The organism is Nitrospirillum viridazoti CBAmc (assembly GCF_000730165.1).
In the GTDB taxonomy this organism is placed as follows: domain Bacteria; phylum Pseudomonadota; class Alphaproteobacteria; order Azospirillales; family Azospirillaceae; genus Nitrospirillum; species Nitrospirillum viridazoti.
In genome coordinates this window covers 356,885-379,799 of sequence record NZ_CP022112.1, presented here as the reverse complement: position 1 = coordinate 379,799, position 22,915 = coordinate 356,885, and the positions used below count along the sequence as shown (strand labels likewise).

Genomic DNA, 22,915 nt, shown 5'->3' with positions numbered 1-22,915 from the left:
GCGCGGTCGTCACGGCCGCGCCCCGCTTTCCAAAAGGACCTTCGATCCCGTCACCGGGCGGATGGCGCGCACGCCGCCCGCCCGGCGGTATCGCCGTGCCCCGTTGCCGGACTGGCGCCCTCCCGGCGGGCGGCCGTCACCTCCGGTCCGCCCAGGAAGCTGATCAGCCCCGCCAGCAGCGCCGCCGCCGCCAGGACCAGGAACACGTACAGGGGATCGGCACTCAGCGTGCCGATGACGCCGATAACCGATGGTCCCAGGATGCCGCCCACCCGGTTCAGGCCCACCGCCACCCCCAAACCCGTGCCGCGCACCTCGGTGTGGTAGGTCATGGCCTGATAGTTGTTGAGCACGGCCTGGGCGCCGAAGATGCAGAACCCGGCCGCCGCCACCAGCGCCACCGTCAGGGGGCCGCCGCTGACCACCCCGAGCCCCGCCATGGCCAGGACGGCCATCAGGTAGCCGCCGGCCATGGTCTTCACCCGGCTGCGCCAGCGGTCGGCCAGCCAGCCGGCGGCCATGCCGCCGAAGATGGAGGCGACCATGATGAGGGTGCCGTAGGCGAAGGCCGAGGACACCGCCGCCCCCCGCGCCACCACGATGGTCGGCAGCCAGCCCGTCAGGCCATGCACGCAAAACAGGCTGAGGAAGCCCACCGCCCAGTGCACCAGGGTGTTGCGGCGGTATATCGGCGCAAGCAGCACCCCGACCGACGCCTTGGGCGCGCGGCGGGGTTGAACCAGCGCCGCCGTGTCGTAGAGCGCCGCCCGGTCGGGCCGCAGGGCTGCGAGCAGCCGCCGCACCTGGCTGAAATTCCCCTTCAAGGCAAGGTACTGCACGGACTCCGGCAGCCACAGCGTGGCGGCGACAGCGACCAGACCCGACAAGGCACCGGTGTAATACAGCGCCTGCCATCCATGGTCGGCGGTGAGGAACACGCCGGCCAGGCCGGCGCAGATTCCCCCAAGCGACAGTCCCAGCTGAAACACCCAGGTGACATAGGTGTTGGCGCAGCGGGCCGGCGTCCATTCGTTCAAATAGGTCAGCACCAAGGGGGTCACCATGCCCAGGGCCAGGCCCAGCACCAGCCGGCAGACAGCGAAGGCCACCGGCCCCCGCACCACCAGGGCCAGGACCAGATTGGCGGCCATCAGCAGCCACAGGGCCGCCACCAGCACGCGCCGCCGGCCATAACGGTCGGCCAGCAGACCTTGCAGGACGGAACCGATGGCCAGCCCGAAAATGCCGGCGGACAGCATGATGCCGATCAGGGACGGCGACGGCTGCCAGCTGCGGCGAACCAGGGGGATGACATAGGCGGCGTTGAACAGGTCATAGCCGTCGAAGAACATGATGAGGCCCATCAGCAGGGCGAACCGGCGATGGAAGGCCCCCATCGGGGCCGTCGCCAATTCCTCCGCCGCGTTAACCGCCGCCGCCATCCCTTTACCCTCCCTGCCGTTCTTCTTCGATATTATCGATACCTGGCGATCAGGCCATTTGCCGGTCCAGGGCGTTCCAATGGGCCGTCCAATCGGCCGGACCTCTCCCTACCCCGTAAACATAATTGTCGGGCCTGACCAGGGCGGCGGTGCAGGCATGGGTCTTGAACCAGGCTGCCAGCACACCGTCCGCCTCCTCAAGGCCGCCACCGCCAATGCGCACCACCGTCAGCCCCGGTGACCGGGCCTTCACCTCCGGTCCGGTCCAGTCATCCGCGATGACCAGCCGCCAGCCGGTGCCGGTCAGGCTATCCAGGCGCTGGCGGCCGCCGTCCGCGTCCAGGATCCAGGGCTGGGGGAACAGGGTGCCGTTGGCCGGATGGGGCGTCGGCGCTAGCAGCCCCTGCTCCAAGCGGGGCAGCACGTTCTGTCGCGGCTCATCCCGCACCGGCCCGCCGGCCTCCGCCAGCAGGCGGTGGTCGCGCATCCGGGCCAGGTCGCGGTCGCGCTCGCAGATGACGGCGCCGATGGCCTTGATGCGGCCGGTGAGGTCCCGCACATGACGCGACCGTTCCACGCCATAGCTGTCCAGCAAGCCCTCGCCACCGTGCCCATCCAGGACAGCGGCCAGCTTCCAGGTCAGGTTGGCCACGTCGCGAACGCCCTGGCACATACCCTGGCCCAGGAAGGGCGGCTGCTGGTGGGCGGCGTCGCCGGCCAGGAAGACCCGCCCACGTCGCCATTCATGGGCCACCAGGGCGTGAAAGCGATAGCTGGCCTGGCGCCACAGCGTGGCGTCCTCCGGCGTCAGCCAGCGCGACAGCAGGCGCCAGGCGCCCGCCTCCGTCGCGGCCTCGCGCGGATCCTCGCCCTCATTCAGGGAGATTTCCCAGCGGCGATGGTTCCCCGGCCCGATGACGTAGGTTGCCGGGCGGTCGGGGTCGCAATATTGGACGCTGACGGCCGGCAGCTTGGCCTGGCCACGCTCGTTCACCCGCACATCGACCACCAGCCACGGCTCATCGAAGGCCAGGTCGTCCAATTCGATCCCCAGCACGGCGCGCACCAGGCTGGACGCGCCGTCGCAACCGATGGCGTAGCGAGCCCGCACCGCCTTCGCGGCGCTCATCGCGTCCCGCAGGGCCAGGGTGACGCCGTCGGCATCCTGCTCCAGCCCTTCCAGGGTCACGCCCAAATCCACCGTCACCGACGGCAGCGCCCGCGCCCGGTCGCGCAGGATGGCCTCGACCGGCGGCTGGGTGAAGACCAGGGAAGGCGTGTAGCCCAAGGGAAAGGGCGGCGCCACGGTGGTGAAGCGTTTGATCAGCTGGCCGTCCACTCCGTAGTATTCCGAGGGCGTGAAGGGTTCGACCCACGGTTCCACCGCCTCGGCCACGCCCAGTTGCTGGAACACACGCATGATCTCATGGTCCAGCGCGATGGCGCGGGGCTTGTCATAGACCTCGGTGCTGCGATCGCAGACATAGGTCCGCACCCCCGCCTGGCCCAGAAGGCCGGCCGCCACGGCGCCGGACGGGCCGAAGCCGACGATGGCGACGTCGTATACCTCCGCCATCTCAGCCGACTTCATCCTGGCCAACTTCGTCTTGAATCGTATTGGCCAACAGGCCCACGCCATCGATCTCCACTTCCACCCGGTCACCGGCGCGCATCCACACCGGCGGCGTACGGGCGAAGCCCACACCGGCGGGGGTGCCCATGACGATGACGTCGCCCGGTTCCAGCGTCAGGCATTCGGTCAGGAGGGCGATGGTCTCGGCCACGCCCCAGATCATGCTGTCGGTGTTGGCGCTCTGCATTACCTGGCCGTTCAGGCGGCATTGAATGGCCAGGCCGGCCCCGCCGGCGGGTAGGGCGTCGGCCGTCACCAGCTCAGGCCCGAAGGCGCCGGTGCCGTCGAAATTCTTGCCGATGGTCCATTGCGGCGTGCGCTTCTGGTAATCGCGCACCGAGATGTCGTTGAAGCAGCTGTAACCGAAGACATGCGCCAGCGCCCGGTCCTGCGGGATATGGCGGCCGGCCTTGCCGATGACCACGGCCAGCTCCGCCTCGTAGTCCAGCTTTTCCGAGACGCGCGGACGCAGCGCCGGCGCCCCCGCGCCGATCAGCGAGGTGGCGGTGCGCATGAAGAACCAAGGATAATCCGGTTTCTCCCGCCCGCCCTCCTTGGCGTGGTCGTAGTAGTTCAGGCCCAGACAGATGATCTTGCCCGGCCGCGGCACCACCGGCGCCAGGGTCAGGGTGGCGCGGCCCAGGCGCGGCGCGGCGGAGGCCAGGGCGGCCTTGCCTGCCGCGACCAGATCCACACCGGCCAGCAGGGCCGCGGTGATGTCGGCGGGCACCTGGGACTGCGCCTGGTTCAGGTCGATGACGGCGTCGCCATCGACGACGCCCAGGCGGGGACCGGTGTTTGAGGTGTAGGTGACGAACTTCAAGGGAGCCACTCCTGGGAAAGGTAAGGGGGATCAGCCGGCGGGCGCGAAGAACACGGCGCGTTGCGCCTGCTTCAGCGCCGGGGACGGCGGTTGGGAAATGCCCCACTGGTCCACGCGGCCGGGGGGCCAGATCCAGTTCTCCGGCGCGCCGGTGGGATAGCTGTCATCCACCTGCTGCACTTCGGCCGTGTATTCGATGACCACACCGAAGGGGCCGATGAAATAATTGAAGCCGTTGTTGCCGGGCCCATGCCGCCCGGGTCCCCACTCGATGGCATGGCCGGCGTCGCGCATGCGTCCGCCGCCGCGCATGACGGAGTCCAGGTCCGGCATGAGGAAGGCGATGTGGTTCAGGCTGTCGGTATCGGCATCGCCCAGGGCCACGCTGTGGTGGTCGGGCCCGCAACGCAGGAAGGCCATGATGCGGGTGCGGTCTGACAGCTTGAAGCCCAAGGCCCGTTCGAAGAAGGCCTGGGTGCGGGCCACGTCCCGGCTGTTCAGCACCACATGAGTCAGGCGGATGGGGCGGTCCGGCACCTCGCCTGCGTCGGCGTGTTCGGCGTCACCGTGGACGAAGCGCAGGATGCGCCCGTCCGGATCGGCCACGGTCAGTCCCGCCCCGCCCCCCGGCTCCGCGACCGGGCCCACGGCCGCCAGGATGCGACCGCCCGCCTCGACCACCGTCCGCGCCAGGGTGTCCAGCGCCGGGAGACTGCGCGCCTGGAAGGTGACATTGCGGATTTGCGTCACCGGTCCCGCATGCAGCGACAGCAGATGATGGGCGGCGCCGGTGCCCCGCAGATAGACGGCGTCATGGGTCCGGGCGGCCACGTCCAGATGCCACACCCGGGTATAGAAGTCCTCGGCCACGGCCAGGTCTGGCACCGTCAGGGCGACGCTGCGCAGGCCGGCGACGTGGGGTGAGGCAGCGTAGGGTGATGCGGTCATGAGGGGCTCCTCAGGATCAGGCGCCGTCGGGCAGCGCCAGGAAGCGGCGGGCATTGGTATGCAGCAGCCGGTCTGCCGCCTCGTTTCCGAACCCGGCAGCGCGGATGCGGTCCACCGGCGTGGCGTCATGGAAATGGAAGGGGTAATCGGTGCCGATCATCAGTTGGCCGTCGCCGAACAGGCCGGTCAGGTGGCGCAGGGTGGCGGCGTCGAACACCAGCGTGTCGAAGAACAGGCGCCGCGCCTGCTCCGTCGGGGACAGGGCCAGGCTGTCGCGCACAGCGGGAAAGACCTGGGTCGCCCGCTCCAACCGGGGCAGCAGCAGGCCCAGGGTGCCGCCACCATGGCTGAAGGCGATGCGCAGATTGGGACGGCGGACCATGAGGTTGCTGGTGATGACCGAGGCCGCCGCCAGGCCGACGTCGCTGGGATAGGCCAGGGCCTGCGGCAGCTGCGGCGGCCCGACCAGCCGATCCATGCCGGTGGGCCGCACGGCGTGGACGAAGACGGCGGCGCCCAAATCCACGCAGGCCTCGAAAAAGGGATCAAACCGGGGATGGCCGATGGGCACGCCGTTGACGTTGCTGCCTACCTCCACCCCGGCGAAGCCCAGGGTACGGACGATGTGCTCCAGCTCCACCAGGGCCATGTCCATGTCCTGCAGCGGCACCGCGCCCAGGCCGATGAGATAACCGGCGGATTCATCCACCATGGCGGCGATCTGGTCGTTCAGGAAGCGCAGCAGCTGCCGGGCGTCGGCGGCATCGAACCAGTAGGACAGCAGTTCCGGCATGGGGGAAATCACCTGGCGGGCCAAGCCCATGGCGTCCATATCGGCCACGCGCTTGCCCGTGTCCCAGCAGCGGTCGGAGATAGTGCGGTAAACCTTGTCGTCTATCATCACATGGCGGTGGCAATCCTGCGCGGGGGCCGTGGACGGCCAATGCGCCGGCAGGCGAGCGCCGATGTAGGCGGGGAACTCGGCCGGCACAACATGGGCGTGGACGTCGATGCCGCAGCCGCAGGCGGCGGTCTGGATGGGGCTCATGGCGTCACCCGTGCGCCAAACCGGCGCCGGTCACGCCGTGGATGCAGATGGCCTCATCCTCGTCGCCGGTGCCGCCGCTGGCGCCCACGGCGCCCAGGATGGTGCCGTCCGCGTCCTTGATGACCACGGCTCCGGTCTGGGGGATGAAGCGCCCCTGCCCCGTGGCGGCCAGGGCGGCGAAGAAGGTCGGGTTGTCCTGGGCCCGCTGATGCAGGGCGCGGGAGCTGGCGCCCATGGCCGCCGCCGCCCAGGCCTTGCCCAGGGCGATGTCGGTGCGGAACATGCTGGCGCCGTCCTCGCGCTGCAGGGCCTTAAGGTGGCCGCCCTCATCCACCACGACCACAGCCATGGGGCGGTGGCCCTGGGCCCGGGCTTGAGCCAGGGCGCGGGCAAGGATGTCGTTGGCTTGGGCAAGGGTCAGGGTCATGGGGTATGCCTCCAGGGATCAGCGGGCCGATCCCGTGCCGATGGGGTAGAGCGGATCCGGGCTGTCGTGGGGGATGTCGGACGCTTGCGCCGCCACCGCCGCCATGCTGCGCGGCAACTCCACCGGCAGATGGCCTTGAGGGGCAGCCTTGCCCGTCACCACGTCCAGCAGGGCGGCGTCGCTGACGCCGAAATCGACATAGAGACGGGCCGCCTTGTCGCGGACGTCTGTCAGGATGGCGGGGCGGTCCAGGTAGACGCTGACGACGGCTGGGACCTTGGCGGCCACCGCCGCTTTCAGCACCTCATAGTCCGCGTTGCCGTCATGGAAGCCCAGGTCACCCTCATGCTGGATCTGGCCGAAGGTGTAGTTGGGGTGCAGGGTCTGGAAGGGCGCGGACAGGCGCAGCAGCGCCACGTCGGCCTGTTTCAGGTCATCCACCACCGTCAGTCCCGCGGCCCTGGCGGCCTCGGCGGAGACACCGCGCAGGTAGACCTTGCGGCCCATAAGTGGCACAGGGCCCTTGCCCGCCTCCAGCAGCACCATGGCGCGGGCCTGGGCCGCCAACCCTTCGGCCTTGAAGGCCGGGGCGCCCACGACCTTGGCGGCGGCTTCGGCATCCACATAGGGATTCTCGAACAGGCCCTGCTGGAACTTCAGGGCCAGGATGCGGCGCACCGACTGGTCCAGCCGTGACGGCGTCACCAGGCCCTGCTTCACGGCCACCAGCAGCGGGGCGGGATCATCCACGCCGCCGAACTGGTCCAGCCCGGCCAGCATGCCCTTGGCGAAGCGCGCCGGGGCGGACAGCTCCTCCACGCCCCAGGCGGTGGAGAAGCCATCGAAGGTGGGTTTGGTCCCCGCCGGGAAGCCGTCGCGGCAGGCCTGGTCGCAATCGTTGGCGATGGCCCAGTCGGACAGGATGATGCCCTGGAAACCGTATGTGTCGCGCAACAGGTCGGTCAGCAGCCAGCGGCTGAAGCCGGCGCCCACCGGTTCCGCCGGCCGACCCTCCACCACCATGTCCTTCAGGATGGAGTATGTGGGCATGACGCCGGCCACATGGGCGGCGAAAGCGCCCGTGAAAGGCAGCACATGCAGGTCGAACTGCGCCGGCCGCACCACGGAATAGCGGCCATAGCTGTTGTGGCTGTCGAAACCATCCTGGGCGGCGCCATAGCCCACCCAATGCTTCACGATCGCCGAGACGCCGGTGGTGCCGGGACCGTCGTCCCCACCCTGGAAGCCCTCGACATAGGCCTGCACCAGGCGGCGATCCAAATCCGGATCCTCGCCGAAGGTACCGTTGATGCGCGGCCAGCGCGGCTCCGTCGCCACGTCGGCCATGGGCGAAAGGGTCTGGTGTATGCCCACCGCCCGGTATTCCTGGCGCGCGATGTCACCGAAGCGGCGGACCAGCGCCACGTCACCGATGGCGCCCAGGCCCAGGGCCTCCGGCCATTGCGAGAAGCCGGCGGGCGCCATGCTGGCGCCAGCGGTCATCTGGAAGTGATGGCGTGGGTCGCTGCTGAGGGTCAGCGGTATGCCAAGACGGCCGCCCTCCGCGATTTCCTGCAACTGGTTGTTCTGCTCCGCCAACGCCTGGGGTTTGGCGATCTGCCGGGTCGTCATGGTGGTGACCGCCAGATCCCGGATCAGGTACGCGGCGGCGGCGAAGTCATAAGGCCCGCGCATGGTCGCGAAGGTGAAGCCGCCCTCTGGCGGCGCCGTGCCGTGCAACAGGGTGCCGGCCTTCTCCTCGACCGTCATGCGGCCCAGCAGGTCGGCCACGCGCGCGGCCACCGGCAGGCGCCAATCCTCGTAAGGGTCCAGCACGCCGTTGCCGTTCAGGTCGCGGAAGGCCAGGCCGTCCACTTTCAGCAGGGGCTTCACCCGGCTGCCCAGCGCCGGCTGTGGCGGTCCGCCGGCGGCGGGAACGGCCAACAACAGGGCCAAGGTCACGGCAGCGCTCAGGCGGATGGTGGATCGCATGGCCCCGGGCCCTCTGTCACGGCGGGAAAAGAGGGCGTGCCGCCCGGAAGGGTGAAGGGCGGCACGCCCAGGGGAAGCGAGGCGCAGCCTCGGAGGAAGGTCAGAACCCGGCCTTGACCCGGACACCCATGTAGCGTTCCCAGTCCCGCGACAGGCCGGCGATGATGACGTGGCCGCTCCAGAACTGGCTGTCGACCAGGCTGCGGTAGTTGTGCTTGTCAAAGACGTTGTTGACGAAGAACTCGGCCGACCAGTCGCTGTCGCGGCCGTGGATGCCGGTGCTGAGGTTCAGGATGCCGAAGCCGCCCTGCACCGTCAGCGGATTGCCCAGCGGGTCGTACTGCACCCGGCTCTGGTATTTGTAGAAGGCGCCAAGGTCGGCATCGAACGGCAGGCTGGGCAGCGGCACGATGTAATTGGCCGACAGGTTGAACTTCCACTTGGGCGAATAGGGCAGCTGAGAGCCGGCCAAGTTCTTCTGCACGCTGCTGCCGCCGCTGCCGACGACACAGCCCTGGGCCACGGTCTGCCCCTTGTAACAGGGGGCGTTGGGCAGGTCGTCGATGGTGGCGTTGATGTAGGCGACGTTGGCCCCCAGCCGCAGATCCTTTATCGGCACGGCCGTGACGTTCAATTCCACGCCCTCGGTCTTCACCTTGCCGGCCGCCAGCGTCTTGAACACGGGTGCCGCCGTGGGGTCGTTGGGCGGCAGGTAGATGGTCTGGACGGGAAAGTTGTCGTAGTCGGCATGGAACAGATCCACGTCCACCGTCAGGCGGCGGTTGAACCATTCGCTCTTGGCGCCGATTTCCACATTGTTGACCACCTCGCTGGCCAGGGGCACCAGCTTCGCCCCGGTGGCGGCGGTGACGTTGTCCTCGGTATCGTAGGACTTGCCGGATTCCGCGTGGGCGTACGTCACGTAGGACATGACGTTTTCCACGAAGCGGTGCTGCAGGCTGGCCTCCCCCGACAGGAAGGAATAGGAGGTGTCGCCGGCGTTATCGAGGCTGACCTTGGTGTAGGTGGGCCGGAACAGCCAGTTGTAGTCCAGCTTGTCCGACTGGTAGCGCAGGCCGCCGGTCAGCGAGGTGTCGGGCAGGAACTGCCAGGTGGCGCGCGCATAGCCCGCCGTGCTTTGCGTTCCCGACGTGCGGTACCAGTCGGTGGGCGCGATGGCGCGGCGGTAGTCGTACTTCACCTCCAGGTCGCTGTAGATGAAGCCCACCAGGTACTTCACCGGCCCGGTGTCGTCGGAGCTGAAGCGCACCTCCTGCACCGTATTGTCGCTGTTGCCCCGCTGATGGAAATAGCGGTCGGCCGGCGCCACCGGCACGTTGATGGCGACGAAGTCACCCGTGACATTCTGGTCGCTGCTGGCGAACGAGGTGAGGGAGCTGAGGGTGCCGAAGTCGAAGTCATAATCCAGGCGCAGGGTGCCGCCGATGTCGCGCGCCGCCGCCGTGGAATAGCGCGAGGAGGCGTAGGCGTTGTTGTCCGGGCCGATGGTGACACCCGGTTCCAGCTGGCCGATGGTCAGCTGCGATGCCGCCGGCGTGGTGTCGAACCGGGACAGGACCTTGGACGAGGGATCGGCGTAGACGATGGCGCCGGACGAAGCGGCACCCGTGGTCGACTGCCCGCCGACGAAGTCCGCCTGGGTCAGCTGGTTGAAATAGCTGGCGTTGACCGTCAGCTTGTCCGTCGCCTGCCACTTCACCTTCACCCGGGCGCCCCGGGTGTCCTGGCCGTTCAGCTTCTTGCCCAAGGTGACGTTGTGGACGTTGCCGTCCCACTTGTCCTCGAAGGCGGACAGGCTGAAGGCCAGGTTGTCCGCCAGCGGGCCGGACAGGAAGGCGCTGACCTTGGTCTGGCTGTCGTCCGTCTGCTCGGCGCTGACCGAACCGGTCCAGCGGGTCATGGACGGGCTGCGCGTCACGATGTTCACCAGGCCCGCCGCCGCGTTGCGGCCCGAGAGGGTGGACTGCGGCCCGGGCAGCACCTCGATGCGTTCCACGTCGCTCAGCTCGTTGGCCAGCGAGGCCCAGGTCGGCTGCGGCACGTCGTCGAGCACGATGCCCACCTGGGCGGGCAGGTTCTGGGAAATCGGCAGGGTGGAGATGCCGCGCATGGCCAGCGAGCGCTGGCCCGGCAGGTTGCCGGTGACGCCGCCCTGCAGCGACGGGGCGATGGCGGACAGGTCGGACAGCTGGTTCACACCCGCCTGGCTCAGCGCCTCCGGCGTCACGACGTTGACGGTCTTGGGAATGTCCTGGACGTTTTCCGAGCGCTTCTGCGCCGTGACGATGATTTCCTGCAGCCCCAGATCGTCGTCGGCCGTGCCGCCGGCCGCCTGGCCCGCCGCCCACGCCGTCCCCGACAGCATCAGGGCGCCCGCCGCCGCGGACGCCAAAAGCGCCACACCATGCCCGTGATGGCCACGCATCTCTCGATCCTCCCTGATTTCTTTTTGCCCGCCCCGCCGGGAAGCTCGTGTCCCGGATGTGGCGGTTGATGCCGGTCGCCGGCTGGTCGGCACCCCTTTGGGGGTAGCTCGGACGCCAGTCGGCAACTGGATGTCCGCATTACAATCGGCCGCTGAATTGTTGTCTAATAATAAGATTGGCGTATCTTATAACCTGTAGTTTGAACCCACCCTCCACCTGTCCCCGGTCCTTATGAAGATCGATCCCCGCCGTCTGATGGAATTCCTGGCCGTGGCCCGCCACGGTTCCTTCAACAGCGCCGCCGCCGCCTCCCGCGTGTCGCAACCGGCGCTGTCCAAGAACATCGCGTTGCTGGAACGCGAGACGGGCGTGCGGCTGCTGGAGCGGGACCGCACCGGCGCCCGTCTGAATTCCTTCGGCGAAAGCCTGGTGCACTATGCCCAGGCGCTGGAAACGCTGCTGGAGCGGGCCGCAGAGGAATTGTCGCTGAAGCGGCAGGGGATCGAGGGGCCGCTGGCCATCGGCGTGACGCCCGTGGCCGCCGCCGCCCTGGTGCCCCGCGCGCTGGAGGTGATGACCCGGCAGACGCCGCGGGTCATGGTCTCGGTGGTGGAGGGGCTGGACGATGAATTGTCCCTGCATTTGCGGCAGGGACAGCTGGACCTGATTGTCGGCCCCCTGGGCGTGGGCCCCCACTATGAGGATTTGATCGAGGAGCCGCTGTTCATGGACAGGGCGGAACTGATCATGAGGCCGGACCACCCTTTGGCGCCGGCCGCCACCCTCAACCTGCGCGATCTGCAGTCGACGTCCTGGGTGCTGCCCAGCGCGGGCAGCGTATTCCGCCGTCAGCTGGAAACCCTGTTCGTCACCGCCGGCACCCGCTGGCCCACCGGCGGCATCACCACCAATTCCATCCTGGCCATCAAGTCCATTGTCATGACCACGGATAGCGTCGCCCTGATGTCGCCCCAGCTGACGGCCGTGGAACGGGCGGCCGGCCGGCTGCGGAGCATTCCCCTGGCCGACGCCCAGGCGGTACGGCCCGTCGGCCTGGTCCTGAACGCCAAGGCGCCCCGCAGCCCGCTGGCGGCGCGCTTCATCGCGATCATGCGCGACCTCGTCCTCAAGGACCTGAATTCGGCCTGAGGTACCGGCGCCGCAGGCTGGACAGGCCCCCCGCGCCTATTCGGACACTGTGTGGTCGGCGATATAACGTTCCAGCGCGGTGGCCGCATTCAGCATGTGGGCGCGCATGCGGCGGGCGGCCGTCTCCCCGTCCCCCTCGGCGATGGCGGCCATCACGCTGTCGTGTTCCTGGCGGGAATGGGCCATGCGGTCGCCGTGGCGCAACTGGGTCCGGCGGAAGGCGTTCAGCCGCTTGCGCACCGCCATCGCCTGTTCCGCCATGAAGCTGTTGTGGGTGGCCCGGTAGAGGGTTTCGTGGAATTCCCGGTTGAAGGCGTCATAGGCGTCGACGTCGCCCCGCTGCACCATCTCCAGCGAGTCTCCGTGCAGCCGCATCAGACGGCTGCGTTCCAGCGGTGTCATGCGATGCGTGGCGAGGCGCACGCACATGGCCTCGATCTCCGCCGTGGCCTCGAACATGTCCATGATGCGCTCGGGCGTCAGGCGGGTCACGACCACGCCCCGCCGGGGGCGCATCTCCACCAGGCCGCTGACGGCCAGCTGGCGCAATGCCTCACGCACCGGGGTGCGCGAGGCGCCGAACCGGTCCGCCAGGTCCTGCTCGTCCAATTGCATGCCGGCGGGCAGGTCGCCCCGGGCGATCTCGTCCGTCAGCGCGTCACGGATCCGGTCCGAGAGCAGCGCCCGTTCCTCGGACAGGCCTTCCGTCAGGTCGACGACCGCGCTCATGATGTCTCAGCCCCCCACGATGCCCCGGACGATAAGATAAAGGATCGACGGGGCGACAAGGCAACCTAGACCTGTATGGAAGGTGGCCGTCAAGGCGCCGTAGGGCACCAGCCGCCGATCGGTCGCCGCCAGCCCGCCGGAAACGCCGCTGACCGTTCCCATCAGGCCGCCGAAGACCATGGCGCTGCGCGGATTGTCCAGGCCGATGGCCTTGGCCACGATCGGCGTGCCCACCATCACCAGCACCGCCTTGAAGACGCCGGTGGCGATGGACAGGGCCATGACCGCCGAGCTGGCCCCCAGGGCCGCGCCGGTCACCGGGCCGACGATGTAGGTGACGGCGCCGGCGCCGATGGTCGTGATGGACACGGCGTCGGTGTACCCGAAGGCGACCGCGATCAGGGAGCCGACGATGAAGGGCAGGATGGTGCCCAGCGCCAGGGCCAGCGCGCCCACCGCGCCCGCCTTGCGCGCCTGGACCACATCGACCTCGAAGGCCGTGGCCACGATCGCGAAGTCGCGCAGCATGGCCCCGCCCATGAGGCCGATGCCGGCGAAGACCGGGATGTCCACGACGCCCTTGTCCCCACCCGTCCACAGCCCGGCGGCGAAGGCGGCCGCAAGCCCGATGACAATGGCGATGGCCGAACCGTGGACCCGGCCGAACAGAAGGCGCTTCGAAATCGCGTTCGACAGCCACATCACCAGGCCGACGACGGCGAACGCGGTCAGCAGGGCGTTGGCGGACAGGGCGTGCTTCAGGATTTCCATGACCGTCCTCCGTCAGACCGTGGGCTCGCCGGCGGACGGCGTGCGCGCCCTGGCCTTGGCTTCGATCTCATCCATGGTCTCACCCTTCTTGCCGATGCGGCTGATCAGGGCGACGGTGGCGAAGCACACCAGCACGGCGGCCACGCCAGCGATGACCACCAGCGGCCCGCTGCGCGCCGCCACCAGCACGTTCTGCTGGGCCGCCATGGCCACCACGATGGGAATATAGAGGGCGCCCCAGAACTCGACCCCGAACTTGACACCGGCGGTCATCAACCCGCGCCGGGTGAGCCACAGGCGCGCGGCGATCAGCAGCAACATGGCGATGCCGACACCGCCGACATTCGCCTTAACACCCAGGGCCGACCCCAGCAGGTCACCCAGGAAACCGCCCAGAAGGGTGCAGATGGCCAACAGCGCCACACCGGAGATGGTCATGGGCGACCTCCACCACATACCTGTCGATCAAAATGCAAAGCGGCCATCCTATCCCTCCCGTGCATGCAGACTCTCCCGGTCCGCAGATTTAAAAATACACGATATTGAATTTTGCGCAATTGAGGATACATTAGCACCGACAAATCCACCTTGCGCATACGAAGGTCGATCATGCGGGATTGGAACACCAAGGGTCGGGACAGGCAGGCGCGGCTGGAGGCGGGCCGGCACCTGGCCACGGGCAAGATCGTCGCCGCCCAGGACCTCGTCGCTTTCCTGGAGGCAATCCTGCGCCCCGGCGACCGGGTCTGCCTGGAAGGGGACAACCAGAAACAGGCGGACGTGCTGGCCAAGGCGCTGGCCAAGGTGGACCCGGCCAAGGTCAACGGCCTGCACATGGTGCAGTCGGGCGTGGTCCTGCCGGAACATCTGGACATCTTCGAAACCGGGATCGCCCGGCGGCTGGACTTCTCATACTCCGGCCCGCAGTCGGCGCGGATCGCGCGCATGATGTTCGGCGGCCAGATTGAACTGGGGGCCGTCCACACCTACCTTGAATTGTTCGCCCGCTATTTCATCGACCTGACGCCCCAGGTGGCGCTGATCGCGGCGGTCAGCGCCGACAAGGACGGCAACCTGTATACCGGCCCCAACACGGAGGACACGCCCACCGTGGTGGAGGCCACCAGCTTCGGCAAGGGCCTGGTCATCGCCCAGGTGGGTGAGATCGTCGATAAGGTCCCGCGCGTCGACATTCCGGCCGACCAGGTTCATTTCGTGGTCGACGCCGGCCGTCCTTTCTATGTCGAGCCCCTGTTCACCCGCGACCCGGCGGCCATCACCGAAACCCAGATCCTGACGGCCATGCTGGCCATCAAGGGACTGTACGCCCCCTACGGCGTGCGCCGGCTGAACCACGGCATCGGCTTCAACACCGCCGCCATCGAACTGCTGCTGCCGACCTATGGTGAGCGGCTGGGCCTGAAGGGCAAGGTCTGCACCCATTGGGCGCTGAACCCCCATCCCACCCTGATCCCCGCCATTGAAAGCGGATGGGTGGAGCAGATCCATTGCTTCGGATCCGAAGTGGGCATGGAAGACTACATGCGCGCCCGGCCGGACATCTTCTTCACCGGTCCCGATGGGTCGTTGCGGTCCAACCGGGCCTTCTGCCAGACCGCCGGCCTCTACGCCTGCGACATGTTCATCGGCTCCACCCTGCAGATCGACCTGGCGGGCAACAGCTCCACCGTCACCGGCGGCCGGGTCGCCGGGTTCGGCGGCGCGCCCAACATGGGGTCGGACGCCCGCGGCCGCCGCCATCCCAGCGCCCCCTGGCTGCGCGCCGGCCAGGAGGCGGATCCCGACGGGCCCCCGCCCCTGCGGCGCGGCCGCAAACTGGTGGTGCAGATCGGCGAAACCTTCGGCGACGGCAACGCGCCGATGTTCGTGGAGCGGCTGGGCGCGCTGGAGCTGGCCGACAAGCTGGACCTGGACCTGGCGCCGGTCATGGTCTACGGCGACGACGTCACCCACATCGTCACCGAGGAAGGCATCGCCAATCTGCTGCTGTGCCGTGACAAGGACGAACGGGAACAGGCCATCCGGGGCGTCGCCGGCTATACCGAGGTAGGGCGCGCCCGCGACCGCGGGATGGTGGAACGGCTGCGCGAACGCAAAGTCATCCAGCGCCCCGAAGATCTGGGCATCGATCCGCTGGACGCCGACCGGAGCCTGCTGGTCGCCCATTCCATCAAGGACCTGATGATCGCCTCGGGCGGGCTCTACCGGCCGCCCAGCCGCTTCCGCAATTGGTGAGGCCCGCCCCATGGAAAACCTGCGCTACGAACTCAGCTCCACCAGGCCTGCCGGCGGCACCCGCGCCGTCGGCCTGGTGGGCGTCGTCGCCTCCGGCAATCTGGAAGTGCTGCTGGAACGGGGGGCGGCGCCCGACCGGTGCGTCATCGACATCGCCACCCCGGCCCATGGCTTCGCCGCCCTCTGGCAGGCGGTGACGGCGGACTTCGCCGCCCGCATGGCGGCGGGCGGCCTGCGCATCACGGTCAACGACGGCGGCGCGCGACCGGACACGGTGGCGCTGCGCCTGGCCCAGGGGGTGCGCCTGATGGAGAAGCCGGAATGACCAGTCCCTCCCCCACCCGCCACAGCTGGTATGAGGAGTCGGCCCGGGGCCGCCTGGCCCACCTGCTTGACCTCGGCAGCTTCACGGAATTCCTGGGCCCCGAGCGGCGGGAGTTCAGCCCGCATCTGGGGCTGTTCAACCTGCCGCACCAGCTGGACGACGGCATCATCGTCGGCACCGGCAGGCTGGATGGCCGGCCCGTCCTGGCGGCCGCGCAGGAGGGCCGCTTCATGGGCGGCGCCATCGGCGAAGTGCACGGCGCCAAGCTGACCGGGCTGCTGCGCGCCGCCCGCCAGCTGAAGCGCGACGTGGTCATCCTGTTCGACACCGGCGGTGTGCGCCTGCAGGAGGCCAACGCCGGCGAACTGGCCATCTCGGAAATCATCCGCGCCACGCTGGAGGCCCGGGCCGAGGGCGTGCGGGTCGTCGGGCTGCTGGGCGGCCGCGCCGGCTGCTACGGCGGCGGCAGCCTGATCGCCGGCTGCTGCTCCGCCCTGGTCATCTCCGAACAGGGCCGGCTGTCCGTCTCAGGCCCGGAGGTCATCGAGACCAACAAGGGCGTGGAGGAGTTCGATTCCCGCGACCGGGCGCTGGTCTGGCGCACCATGGGGGGCAAGCATCGCTATCTGATCGGCGGGGCCGACCTGTTCGTCGATGACGACGTCGCGGCCTTCCGCGCCGGCGCGCTGGCGGCCCTGGAACGGCCCTCCGCCCTCGACCAGGCGGTGCTCGCAGCCGAGCAGGCGCGGCTGGAACGCCGCCTGGCGCGCTTCGGCGACGCCGCCGACGGGGCCGAGGTCTGGGCCCGACTGGGCGTTGCCCATCCCGCCGGGGTGCCGGACCTGGACACCGGCGCCTTCCTGACCATCGCGACCAGCAAACGGGAGGGCGCCGATGCAGCCCGCTGACATCCTTTCCTCGCTTTTCCCGGCCGGTCATGACGTCACGGAGGCGGGCGGCCTTCTGACCGGCAGCGGCCGGCTTGATCCGCAGACCACGGTGGACGTCGTCGGCATCAGCGGCAAGACCTACCCCGGCGTCGATGAGGCCCTGGCGCTGGCCGGCCACATCCTGTCCATCACCACCCGGCCGGACCCGGCGCCCCTGCTGTTCCTGGTCGATTCCGGCAGCCAGCGGATGAGCCGCCGTGATGAGCTGATGGGCCTCAGCGAAACCCTGGCCCACCTGGCCAAGGCGTTGTGGCGGGCGGAGCAGGCGGGCCACCGCACGATCGGGCTGCTGTACGGTGGCAGCGCCGCCGGCGCTTTCATCGCCACCGCCCTCGCCTGCGGCTCGCTGGTGGCCCTGCCCGGCGCCTGGCCCGAGGTTATGGACCTGCCGTCCATGGCGCGCGTGACCAAGCTGTCGCTCGACGTGTTGAAGGAAAAGGCGGCCGGCACGCCCGTTTTCGCGCCGGGCCTGGACAACCTGTTCGCCACCGGCGCCATCGCGGAGATATGGGACCCGGCGCGGCCGCTGTGCGATCAGCTGAAGGCGCTGCTGGCCGTCACCCGGGATGATGACGGGCGGGCGGGGTGGGGCCTGGAACGGGGCGGCCGGGTAAAGGCCGCCGCGATCGCGCGGGAAGTGCAGCGGTTGGCGCTGGCCCATGGTTGACCCCGCCACCCTGCGCCGCCACGACCTTGTCCACCTGTCCCCCGAGGCGTGGCGCGGCCAGGTGGCCGGCCTAGTGGAGGAGGTTGCCGATTGGGCGGATTTGGGCCGCCCCGCCATCTTCCGGCAGCGTGTCTGCGCCGACCCCGATGGTGCCGTCCCGCTGGGCCTGCCCCTGCCGCCGGGCATGGGGCGCAAGCGGCTGGCCCTGTCCTGTCCCCCCGCCGCCGTGGCCCGGGTGGCGCCGCCGCCGCTGCTGCGCGACGCCCGGTCTGCGGCCCCCGCCGCCTGGCAGCCGGTGATCGAGGCTTTACTGGGCGCCGATCCGTCCTGGCGTTGTTTCGGCAGCCTGGCGTGGCAGCACCTGACCGGCCTGCCCTACCTGACCGACGCGTCCGACCTGGATCTGCTGATCACCTGCGCCAGCGGCGCGGACGCGGCGCGGATCACGGCGGCGTTGGGCGGCATCGCCGCCGGGTCCCCCATGCGCCTGGACGCGGAACTGGTGTCCTTGGATGGCAGCGCCGTGCAATGGCGGGAATGGCTGTCGGATGCCCCCCACTTGCTGCTCAAGACCCGATCCGGGCCAGCCCTGGTCGCGCGGGAGGCGCTGTTCCCATGACGATGCCGCAGACAGCGCCGGCCCGGCCGGCTTCCCCCACCCTGCGCCCGGAACACCGGACCAGCCCGGACTGGATCGGCCGGCAGGCGGCGCGGGCCTTGATCCTGGAAGTGGAGACCTGGCCCAAACCCGGCCTGGTCAGCCATATCGACACCGGCGCTCACCAGGACATGGACGCGGCCCTGTTGCGCCTCAGCGCCCGGACGCTGGAGCCGTACTTCGTTGCCCTGGCCGAGGCCGGTGCCGCCGACGCCGGCATGGACCGCCTGCGCCTGATCGGGCTGGAGGCGGAGGCGGCGATGCGCCAGGCAACCGGCAACGTGAACACCCACCGCGGGGCGATTTTCGGCCTGGGCCTACTGGCGGCGGCGGCGGGGTTGGCCGGGGCCTGCGCCTGGCGGCGGCCCTTGGGAATCCTGATCGCCGCGCGCTGGGGCGGCGAAATCACCGCTAAACCGCAGGAAGCCGCCAGCCACGGCGGCATCGTGGCGCGCCGCTACCGCGCCGGCGGCGCCCGTGAAGAGGCCGCCGCCGGCATGCCATCGGTCTACGATGTCGCGCGCCCGGCCCTGCGGGAGGGGCGCCGCCTGGCGGCGGGCGATGAGGAGGCCGCGCGCGTCCACGCCTGCATGGCGCTGATCGCCACCGTGGAGGACAGCAACCTGCTGTATCGCGGCGGCATCGATGGGCTGGCCTTCGCGCGGGCGGCGGCCCTGCGCTTCCTGCGGGACGGCGGCGTCGGGTGTCGGCATTGGCGTTGGGCGGCCAAGGCCATCCATGACGACTTCGTCGCCCGCAATCTCAGCCCCGGCGGCTGCGCCGACCTACTGGCCATGGCGCTGTTCACGGAGGCGCTGGAATCGTGAGCCTCGCCCTGCTCTGCTCCGGCCAAGGCCGGCAGGATCGTGGCACCTTCACCTTGCTGGCGGATGAGCCGGCGGCGCGTCCCATCTTCGACGCCGCCACCGCCCCGCTGGGCACAGATCCCGCCGAGTTCTGCCGGACGGCGCCGGAGGAGACGCTGCATGCCAACCGCGAGGGGCAACTGGTGTGCGTGGCTCGCGCCCTGGCCGCCGCGGCCGCCCTGTTCCCCGACGGGGCGCCACCGGAAACCATCGTCGCGGGCTACAGCGTCGGCGAAATGGCGGCCTGGGGCATCGCCGGCGTGTGGTCGCCCACCGACACCCTGGTGTTGGTGGAGCGGCGGGCGAAGGCCATGGACATGGCCGGTGGGCCGGACGACCAGCTTGCCCACGTGCGGGGATTGGCGCGCGAAACGGTGGAGCGGCTGGCCCGGCGGTTCGACTGCGCCATCGCGATCGTCAACCCCGGCCGGCTGTTCATCGTCGGCGGGACGCGGGCGGCGACGGAGGCCTTCTGCGCCGCCGCCTTGGACGCGGGCGCCGCGCGCGCCGGCCCCATGAGCGTGCGCGTCGCCTCGCACACGCCGCGCCTGGCCGGCGCGGTTGCGCCCTTCGCCACGGCCCTGGCGGCGGTGCCGGCCAAGAGCCCCGCCCTGCGCCTGATGACCGCCGGCGGCGCCACGCTGGTGACGCGGCCGGACCGGGCGCTGGCCGGGTTGGCCGCGCAACTGGCCGAAACCATCGATTGGGCGGCCGTGTTGGAGGCCCTGGCCGAACGTGGCGTGACCACAATCCTGGAACTGGGGCCCGGCCGCGCCCTGGCGGACATGGCGGCGGCGGCCCTGCCCACCGCCGAGGTCCGCGCCCTGGACGACTTCCATAGCCTGGCCGGCGCGCGGGCATGGCTGAAGGATCACCTGGGCCGGTGTACGGCCGGCGTCGGGGAATGATAAGTCTCCATGGTTCAGCGATAGCGCCGGGCCCCTGCGTCCGGCCCCACCTGCGTTTGGCATTGAATGGAGACTTCCCAGACATGACGACGGACGTTCCGCAGCGCACCGCCGACCACCCCATCGACCCCGACATCCTGGCGCGCTGGTCGCCCCGCGCCTTCGACGGGTCCACGTTGGACGACGCGACGCTGGCCACCCTGTTCGAGGCGGCGCGCTGGGCGCCTTCGGCCTTCAACGCCCAGCCCTGGCGCTTCGTTTACGCCCACCGCGGCACCCCGGAATGGGAGGTGCTGCTGTCCGCCCTGGTGCCGCGCAATGCCGCCTGGGTGCAACACGCTTCCGTCCTGCTCTTCGTCCTGTCCGACACCCTGTTCCTGGCGCCCGGCCAGACCGAGCCGGTGCCGGCCACGACCAACAGCTTCGATGCCGGCGCCGCCTGGGCCCTTCTGGCCCTGCAGGCGCAGAAACTGGGACTGCACACCCACGCCATGGCCGGCTTCGACCGGGCGCGGGCCACCGAGGTGACCGGGGCCGGCGACCGCTTCCGCGTCGAGGCGGCCGTGGCCATCGGCCGCAAGGGCGACCCGGCTGCCCTGCCGGAACCGCTGCGGGCTCGCGAATTCCCCAGCCCCCGCCGCCCCCTGGCCGAAACCGCCCATCGGGGCCGCCTGCCCTGACCATCGGGGGAAGCGGCGGCACCACCTTGCCGCTTCCCACCCGCGCTTCCCATTCCCCCCAAGCAAGTGCCCAGGCGCCCCTGATCAAGATCAGCGGGCGGCATTTGATATGCTGCACCGCAACGCATAGGCCATGGCCACCCAGGCCGGGCCGATAAAAATGCGACGGGCAGTTGGGTCCCTGCGGACCCTGGGCAGTTGGGTCCCGCCGGACCCTGACGGTGCCGATGCCGGCACCCTTCATAAAGGGGAATAGCGCCATGACCGTCCTCGGCCCCGTGGCGGAGCCTGTTCCGGCCGCGCGCATGACGCCGGCCCAGGCCCGCGTCCTGTTCGCCGCCACCATGGGCAATTTCATGAGCGCCACGCCGGTGCTGTACACCGTGTTCGGCATGGTGCTGATCCCCATTTCCAAGGAATTCGGCTGGCCCCGGGCGCAGGTCTCCGGCGTGCTGGGCCTGGCGGCACTCTGCGCGGCGGCAATGGCCTTCGCCACCGGGCCGCTGGTCGACCGTTATGGGCCGCGCCGGCTGATCCTGATGGGCAGCTTGTCGTTCGCGGTGGCGCTGGGCCTGTTCTCCTTGGCGCCGGCCCGCGTGCTGCCGTTCTACGGCCTGTTCCTGCTGGCCGACATCGCTGCCGCCTTCGCCTCGCCCATGACCTACAGCAAGGCAGTGTCCGGCTGGTTCGACCGGGGGCGCGGGGCGGCGCTGGGCTTCGCCGGCGGCGTGGGCAACGGCCTGGGCGCCACGGTCATCCCCATCATCGGCGGCTTGCTGCTGTCGCGTTTCGACTGGCGGGTGACCTATCAGGGCATGGCCCTGATGGTGGGGGCCATCGGCTTCCCCATCCTGCTGCGCTTTCTACGGGACCCGCCGCCCGGCGGCCTGCGTGACGCGGGACCCGCGCGGGCGGAGAAGGGGACGGGCCCGGCCAACGACCTGACCCTGCGCCAGGCGGTCGGCACCCGGGCCTTCTGGATCACGGCCCTGGCCATCGGCCTGTGTGCCGCCTGCATGACGGCGATGTTCACCAACGTCGTGCCGGTGCTGACGGAGCGGGGCTTCGCCCTGGCCGACGGGGTGACAGTGGTGACCGTCTTCGCCCTGGTGTGCGCCGTGGTGCAATGGCTGATGGGCCTGGTGCTGGACCGCATCGCCACGCCCCTGATCCTCGTGCCCTTCTACCTGCTGGGCCTGGGCGGCCTGCTGCTGCTGCAATACGGGCCCAGCATGCCCTGGCTGGTGGCGGCCGGGGTCATGATGGGCTTGGGCCTGGGCGCGGAGTACAGCGCCCTGCCCTTCCTGGTGTCGCGCTATTTCGGTTTCCGCAGCTATGGCGCCATCGCCGGCGTGCTGTACGGCGGCATCAATGTCGGCATGGGGCTGATCCCCTTCGCCATGAACGGCATCTTCGACGCCTACCGGTCCTACGACCCGGCACTGCACCTAATCCAGGGCCTGATGCTGGCCGCCACCGCCGCCTTCCTGTTCCTGCCATCATACGACAGGCCGCTCAGGGGTTGACGCGAGACTCCCGGGGCATGAAAAGGCGGGGCGTGAACCCCGCCTTTTCATTTCCGCCAATGCCTCAGCCGAACAGCTTGGCCGCCAGCGTGGCGACATGGGCGCCCTGGAAGCTGGCGATGCCCAGCTCGGCTTCCGACGGCTGGCGGGAGCCGTCGCTGGCCGACAGGGTGGTGGCGCCATAGGGCGTGCCGCCCTGCACCGCGCCCAACTCACCCAGGCGGGGCTCGGCGTAGGGCACGCCCACCACCACCATGCCGTGGTGCAGCAGGCTGGTGTGGAAGGACAGCAGGGTGCTTTCCTGGCCGCCATGCTGGGTGGCGGTGGAGGCGAAGACGCTGCCGATCTTGCCGATCAGCTTGCCCTGGGCCCACAGGCCGCCCGTCTGGTCCAGGAAGTTGCGCATCTGGGCCGCCATCATGCCGAAGCGGGTGGGCGTGCCGAAAATGATGGCATCATAGTCCGCCAGCTCTTCCGGGGTGGCGATCGGCGCCTCCTGGTCCAGCTTGGCATAGGCCTTCTCCGCCACGTCACGCGGCATCAGTTCCGGCACGCGCTTCACCACCACCTCGGTGCCGGCCACGGACTTGGCGCCGTCGGCCACGGCGTAGGCCATCTTCTCGACATGGCCCCAGGTGGAATAGTAAAGGACAAGGATCTTCGCCATCGT

The 22,915-nt window shown here is 69.6% G+C and carries 22 protein-coding genes; 10 read left to right on the top strand and 12 right to left on the bottom strand.

Going from position 1 to position 22,915, the window contains the following annotated elements:
* Positions 1–50: 50 nt before the first annotated feature.
* From Y958_RS23625 to Y958_RS23590, 8 genes are all read right to left on the bottom strand, one after another.
* Entirely contained in the window at positions 51–1,442 is a 1,392-nt protein-coding gene (locus Y958_RS23625) for an MFS transporter (protein ID WP_088874408.1), read from the bottom strand.
* Positions 1,443–1,491: 49 nt separating this feature from the next.
* Positions 1,492–3,033: a bifunctional 3-(3-hydroxy-phenyl)propionate/3-hydroxycinnamic acid hydroxylase gene (locus Y958_RS23620; protein WP_211098762.1), complete on the bottom strand. Its 1,542-nt coding sequence runs from the start codon at positions 3,031–3,033 to the stop codon at positions 1,492–1,494.
* Positions 3,020–3,898, bottom strand: coding sequence for a fumarylacetoacetate hydrolase family protein (locus tag Y958_RS23615; RefSeq protein WP_088874406.1), 879 nt, complete (start codon positions 3,896–3,898; stop codon positions 3,020–3,022). The genes Y958_RS23620 and Y958_RS23615 overlap by 14 nt, the downstream gene beginning before the upstream one ends.
* 30 nt (positions 3,899–3,928) lie before the next feature.
* The gene (locus tag Y958_RS23610; protein WP_088874405.1) at positions 3,929–4,846 is read right to left on the bottom strand and encodes a VOC family protein; all 918 of its coding nucleotides are present in this window, start codon (positions 4,844–4,846) and stop codon (positions 3,929–3,931) included.
* Positions 4,847–4,862: 16 nt separating this feature from the next.
* Complete coding sequence (locus tag Y958_RS23605) at positions 4,863–5,894, bottom strand: amidohydrolase family protein (protein WP_088874404.1); 1,032 nt, start codon at positions 5,892–5,894, stop codon at positions 4,863–4,865.
* A gap of 4 nt (positions 5,895–5,898) precedes the next feature.
* The gene (locus tag Y958_RS23600) at positions 5,899–6,321 is read right to left on the bottom strand and encodes a GlcG/HbpS family heme-binding protein (RefSeq protein ID WP_088874403.1); all 423 of its coding nucleotides are present in this window, start codon (positions 6,319–6,321) and stop codon (positions 5,899–5,901) included.
* A gap of 18 nt (positions 6,322–6,339) precedes the next feature.
* Positions 6,340–8,313 (bottom strand): glycoside hydrolase family 3 protein, encoded by a 1,974-nt coding sequence (locus Y958_RS23595; RefSeq protein WP_088874402.1) that lies wholly within the window; start codon positions 8,311–8,313, stop codon positions 6,340–6,342.
* Positions 8,314–8,413: 100 nt separating this feature from the next.
* The gene (locus Y958_RS23590) at positions 8,414–10,759 is read right to left on the bottom strand and encodes a TonB-dependent receptor (RefSeq protein WP_088874401.1); all 2,346 of its coding nucleotides are present in this window, start codon (positions 10,757–10,759) and stop codon (positions 8,414–8,416) included.
* A gap of 232 nt (positions 10,760–10,991) precedes the next feature.
* Here Y958_RS23590 and Y958_RS23585 point away from each other — a divergent pair, with 232 nt between their 5' ends.
* A complete protein-coding gene (locus tag Y958_RS23585) occupies positions 10,992–11,909 on the top strand; it encodes a LysR family transcriptional regulator (protein ID WP_088874400.1) in 918 nt (305 codons plus the stop codon).
* Positions 11,910–11,945: 36 nt separating this feature from the next.
* On the opposite strand, the gene Y958_RS23580 is transcribed toward Y958_RS23585, so the two are convergent.
* The 3 genes from Y958_RS23580 to madL are packed head-to-tail and all read right to left on the bottom strand — an operon-like array spanning position 11,946 to position 13,847.
* Entirely contained in the window at positions 11,946–12,638 is a 693-nt protein-coding gene (locus Y958_RS23580; RefSeq protein WP_088874399.1) for a GntR family transcriptional regulator, read from the bottom strand.
* A gap of 6 nt (positions 12,639–12,644) precedes the next feature.
* On the bottom strand, positions 12,645–13,409 hold the full coding sequence (madM, locus tag Y958_RS23575) for a malonate transporter subunit MadM (protein WP_040846233.1): 765 nt from the start codon (positions 13,407–13,409) through the stop codon (positions 12,645–12,647).
* A gap of 12 nt (positions 13,410–13,421) precedes the next feature.
* Positions 13,422–13,847, bottom strand: a complete 426-nt coding sequence (madL, locus tag Y958_RS23570; protein ID WP_088874398.1) for a malonate transporter subunit MadL — start codon at positions 13,845–13,847, stop codon at positions 13,422–13,424.
* Between the two features lie 171 nt (positions 13,848–14,018).
* On the opposite strand from madL, the gene mdcA reads away from it, so the two are divergent.
* The 9 genes from mdcA to Y958_RS23525 all read left to right on the top strand — a co-directional run bounded on the left by mdcA (position 14,019) and on the right by Y958_RS23525 (position 22,245).
* Positions 14,019–15,665, top strand: coding sequence for a malonate decarboxylase subunit alpha (gene mdcA / locus Y958_RS23565; protein WP_088874397.1), 1,647 nt, complete (start codon positions 14,019–14,021; stop codon positions 15,663–15,665).
* 10 nt (positions 15,666–15,675) lie between these two features.
* Positions 15,676–15,990, top strand: coding sequence for a malonate decarboxylase acyl carrier protein (gene mdcC / locus Y958_RS23560; protein WP_088874396.1), 315 nt, complete (start codon positions 15,676–15,678; stop codon positions 15,988–15,990).
* A complete protein-coding gene (locus Y958_RS23555; protein ID WP_088874395.1) occupies positions 15,987–16,898 on the top strand; it encodes a biotin-independent malonate decarboxylase subunit beta in 912 nt (303 codons plus the stop codon). The genes mdcC and Y958_RS23555 overlap by 4 nt, the downstream gene beginning before the upstream one ends.
* The gene (locus tag Y958_RS23550) at positions 16,885–17,607 is read left to right on the top strand and encodes a biotin-independent malonate decarboxylase subunit gamma (protein ID WP_088874394.1); all 723 of its coding nucleotides are present in this window, start codon (positions 16,885–16,887) and stop codon (positions 17,605–17,607) included. Before Y958_RS23555 ends, Y958_RS23550 begins: the two co-directional genes overlap by 14 nt.
* On the top strand, positions 17,600–18,226 hold the full coding sequence (mdcG, locus tag Y958_RS23545) for a malonate decarboxylase holo-[acyl-carrier-protein] synthase (RefSeq protein ID WP_088874393.1): 627 nt from the start codon (positions 17,600–17,602) through the stop codon (positions 18,224–18,226). Before Y958_RS23550 ends, mdcG begins: the two co-directional genes overlap by 8 nt.
* Positions 18,223–19,092 carry a triphosphoribosyl-dephospho-CoA synthase MdcB gene (gene mdcB / locus Y958_RS23540; RefSeq protein WP_244909667.1) on the top strand — a complete coding sequence of 290 codons (870 nt, stop codon included), beginning with the start codon at positions 18,223–18,225 and terminating at the stop codon, positions 19,090–19,092. Before mdcG ends, mdcB begins: the two co-directional genes overlap by 4 nt.
* Positions 19,089–20,039: an ACP S-malonyltransferase gene (locus tag Y958_RS23535; RefSeq protein WP_088874391.1), complete on the top strand. Its 951-nt coding sequence runs from the start codon at positions 19,089–19,091 to the stop codon at positions 20,037–20,039. Before mdcB ends, Y958_RS23535 begins: the two co-directional genes overlap by 4 nt.
* 83 nt (positions 20,040–20,122) lie before the next feature.
* Entirely contained in the window at positions 20,123–20,719 is a 597-nt protein-coding gene (locus tag Y958_RS23530) for a nitroreductase family protein (protein ID WP_088874390.1), read from the top strand.
* A gap of 260 nt (positions 20,720–20,979) precedes the next feature.
* Positions 20,980–22,245, top strand: a complete 1,266-nt coding sequence (locus tag Y958_RS23525) for an MFS transporter (protein WP_186291580.1) — start codon at positions 20,980–20,982, stop codon at positions 22,243–22,245.
* Positions 22,246–22,309: 64 nt separating this feature from the next.
* Here the strand turns inward: Y958_RS23525 and wrbA are convergent, their stop codons facing one another.
* The gene (wrbA, locus tag Y958_RS23520) at positions 22,310–22,912 is read right to left on the bottom strand and encodes an NAD(P)H:quinone oxidoreductase (RefSeq protein WP_088874388.1); all 603 of its coding nucleotides are present in this window, start codon (positions 22,910–22,912) and stop codon (positions 22,310–22,312) included.
* Between the last annotated feature and the right edge of the window lie 3 nt (positions 22,913–22,915).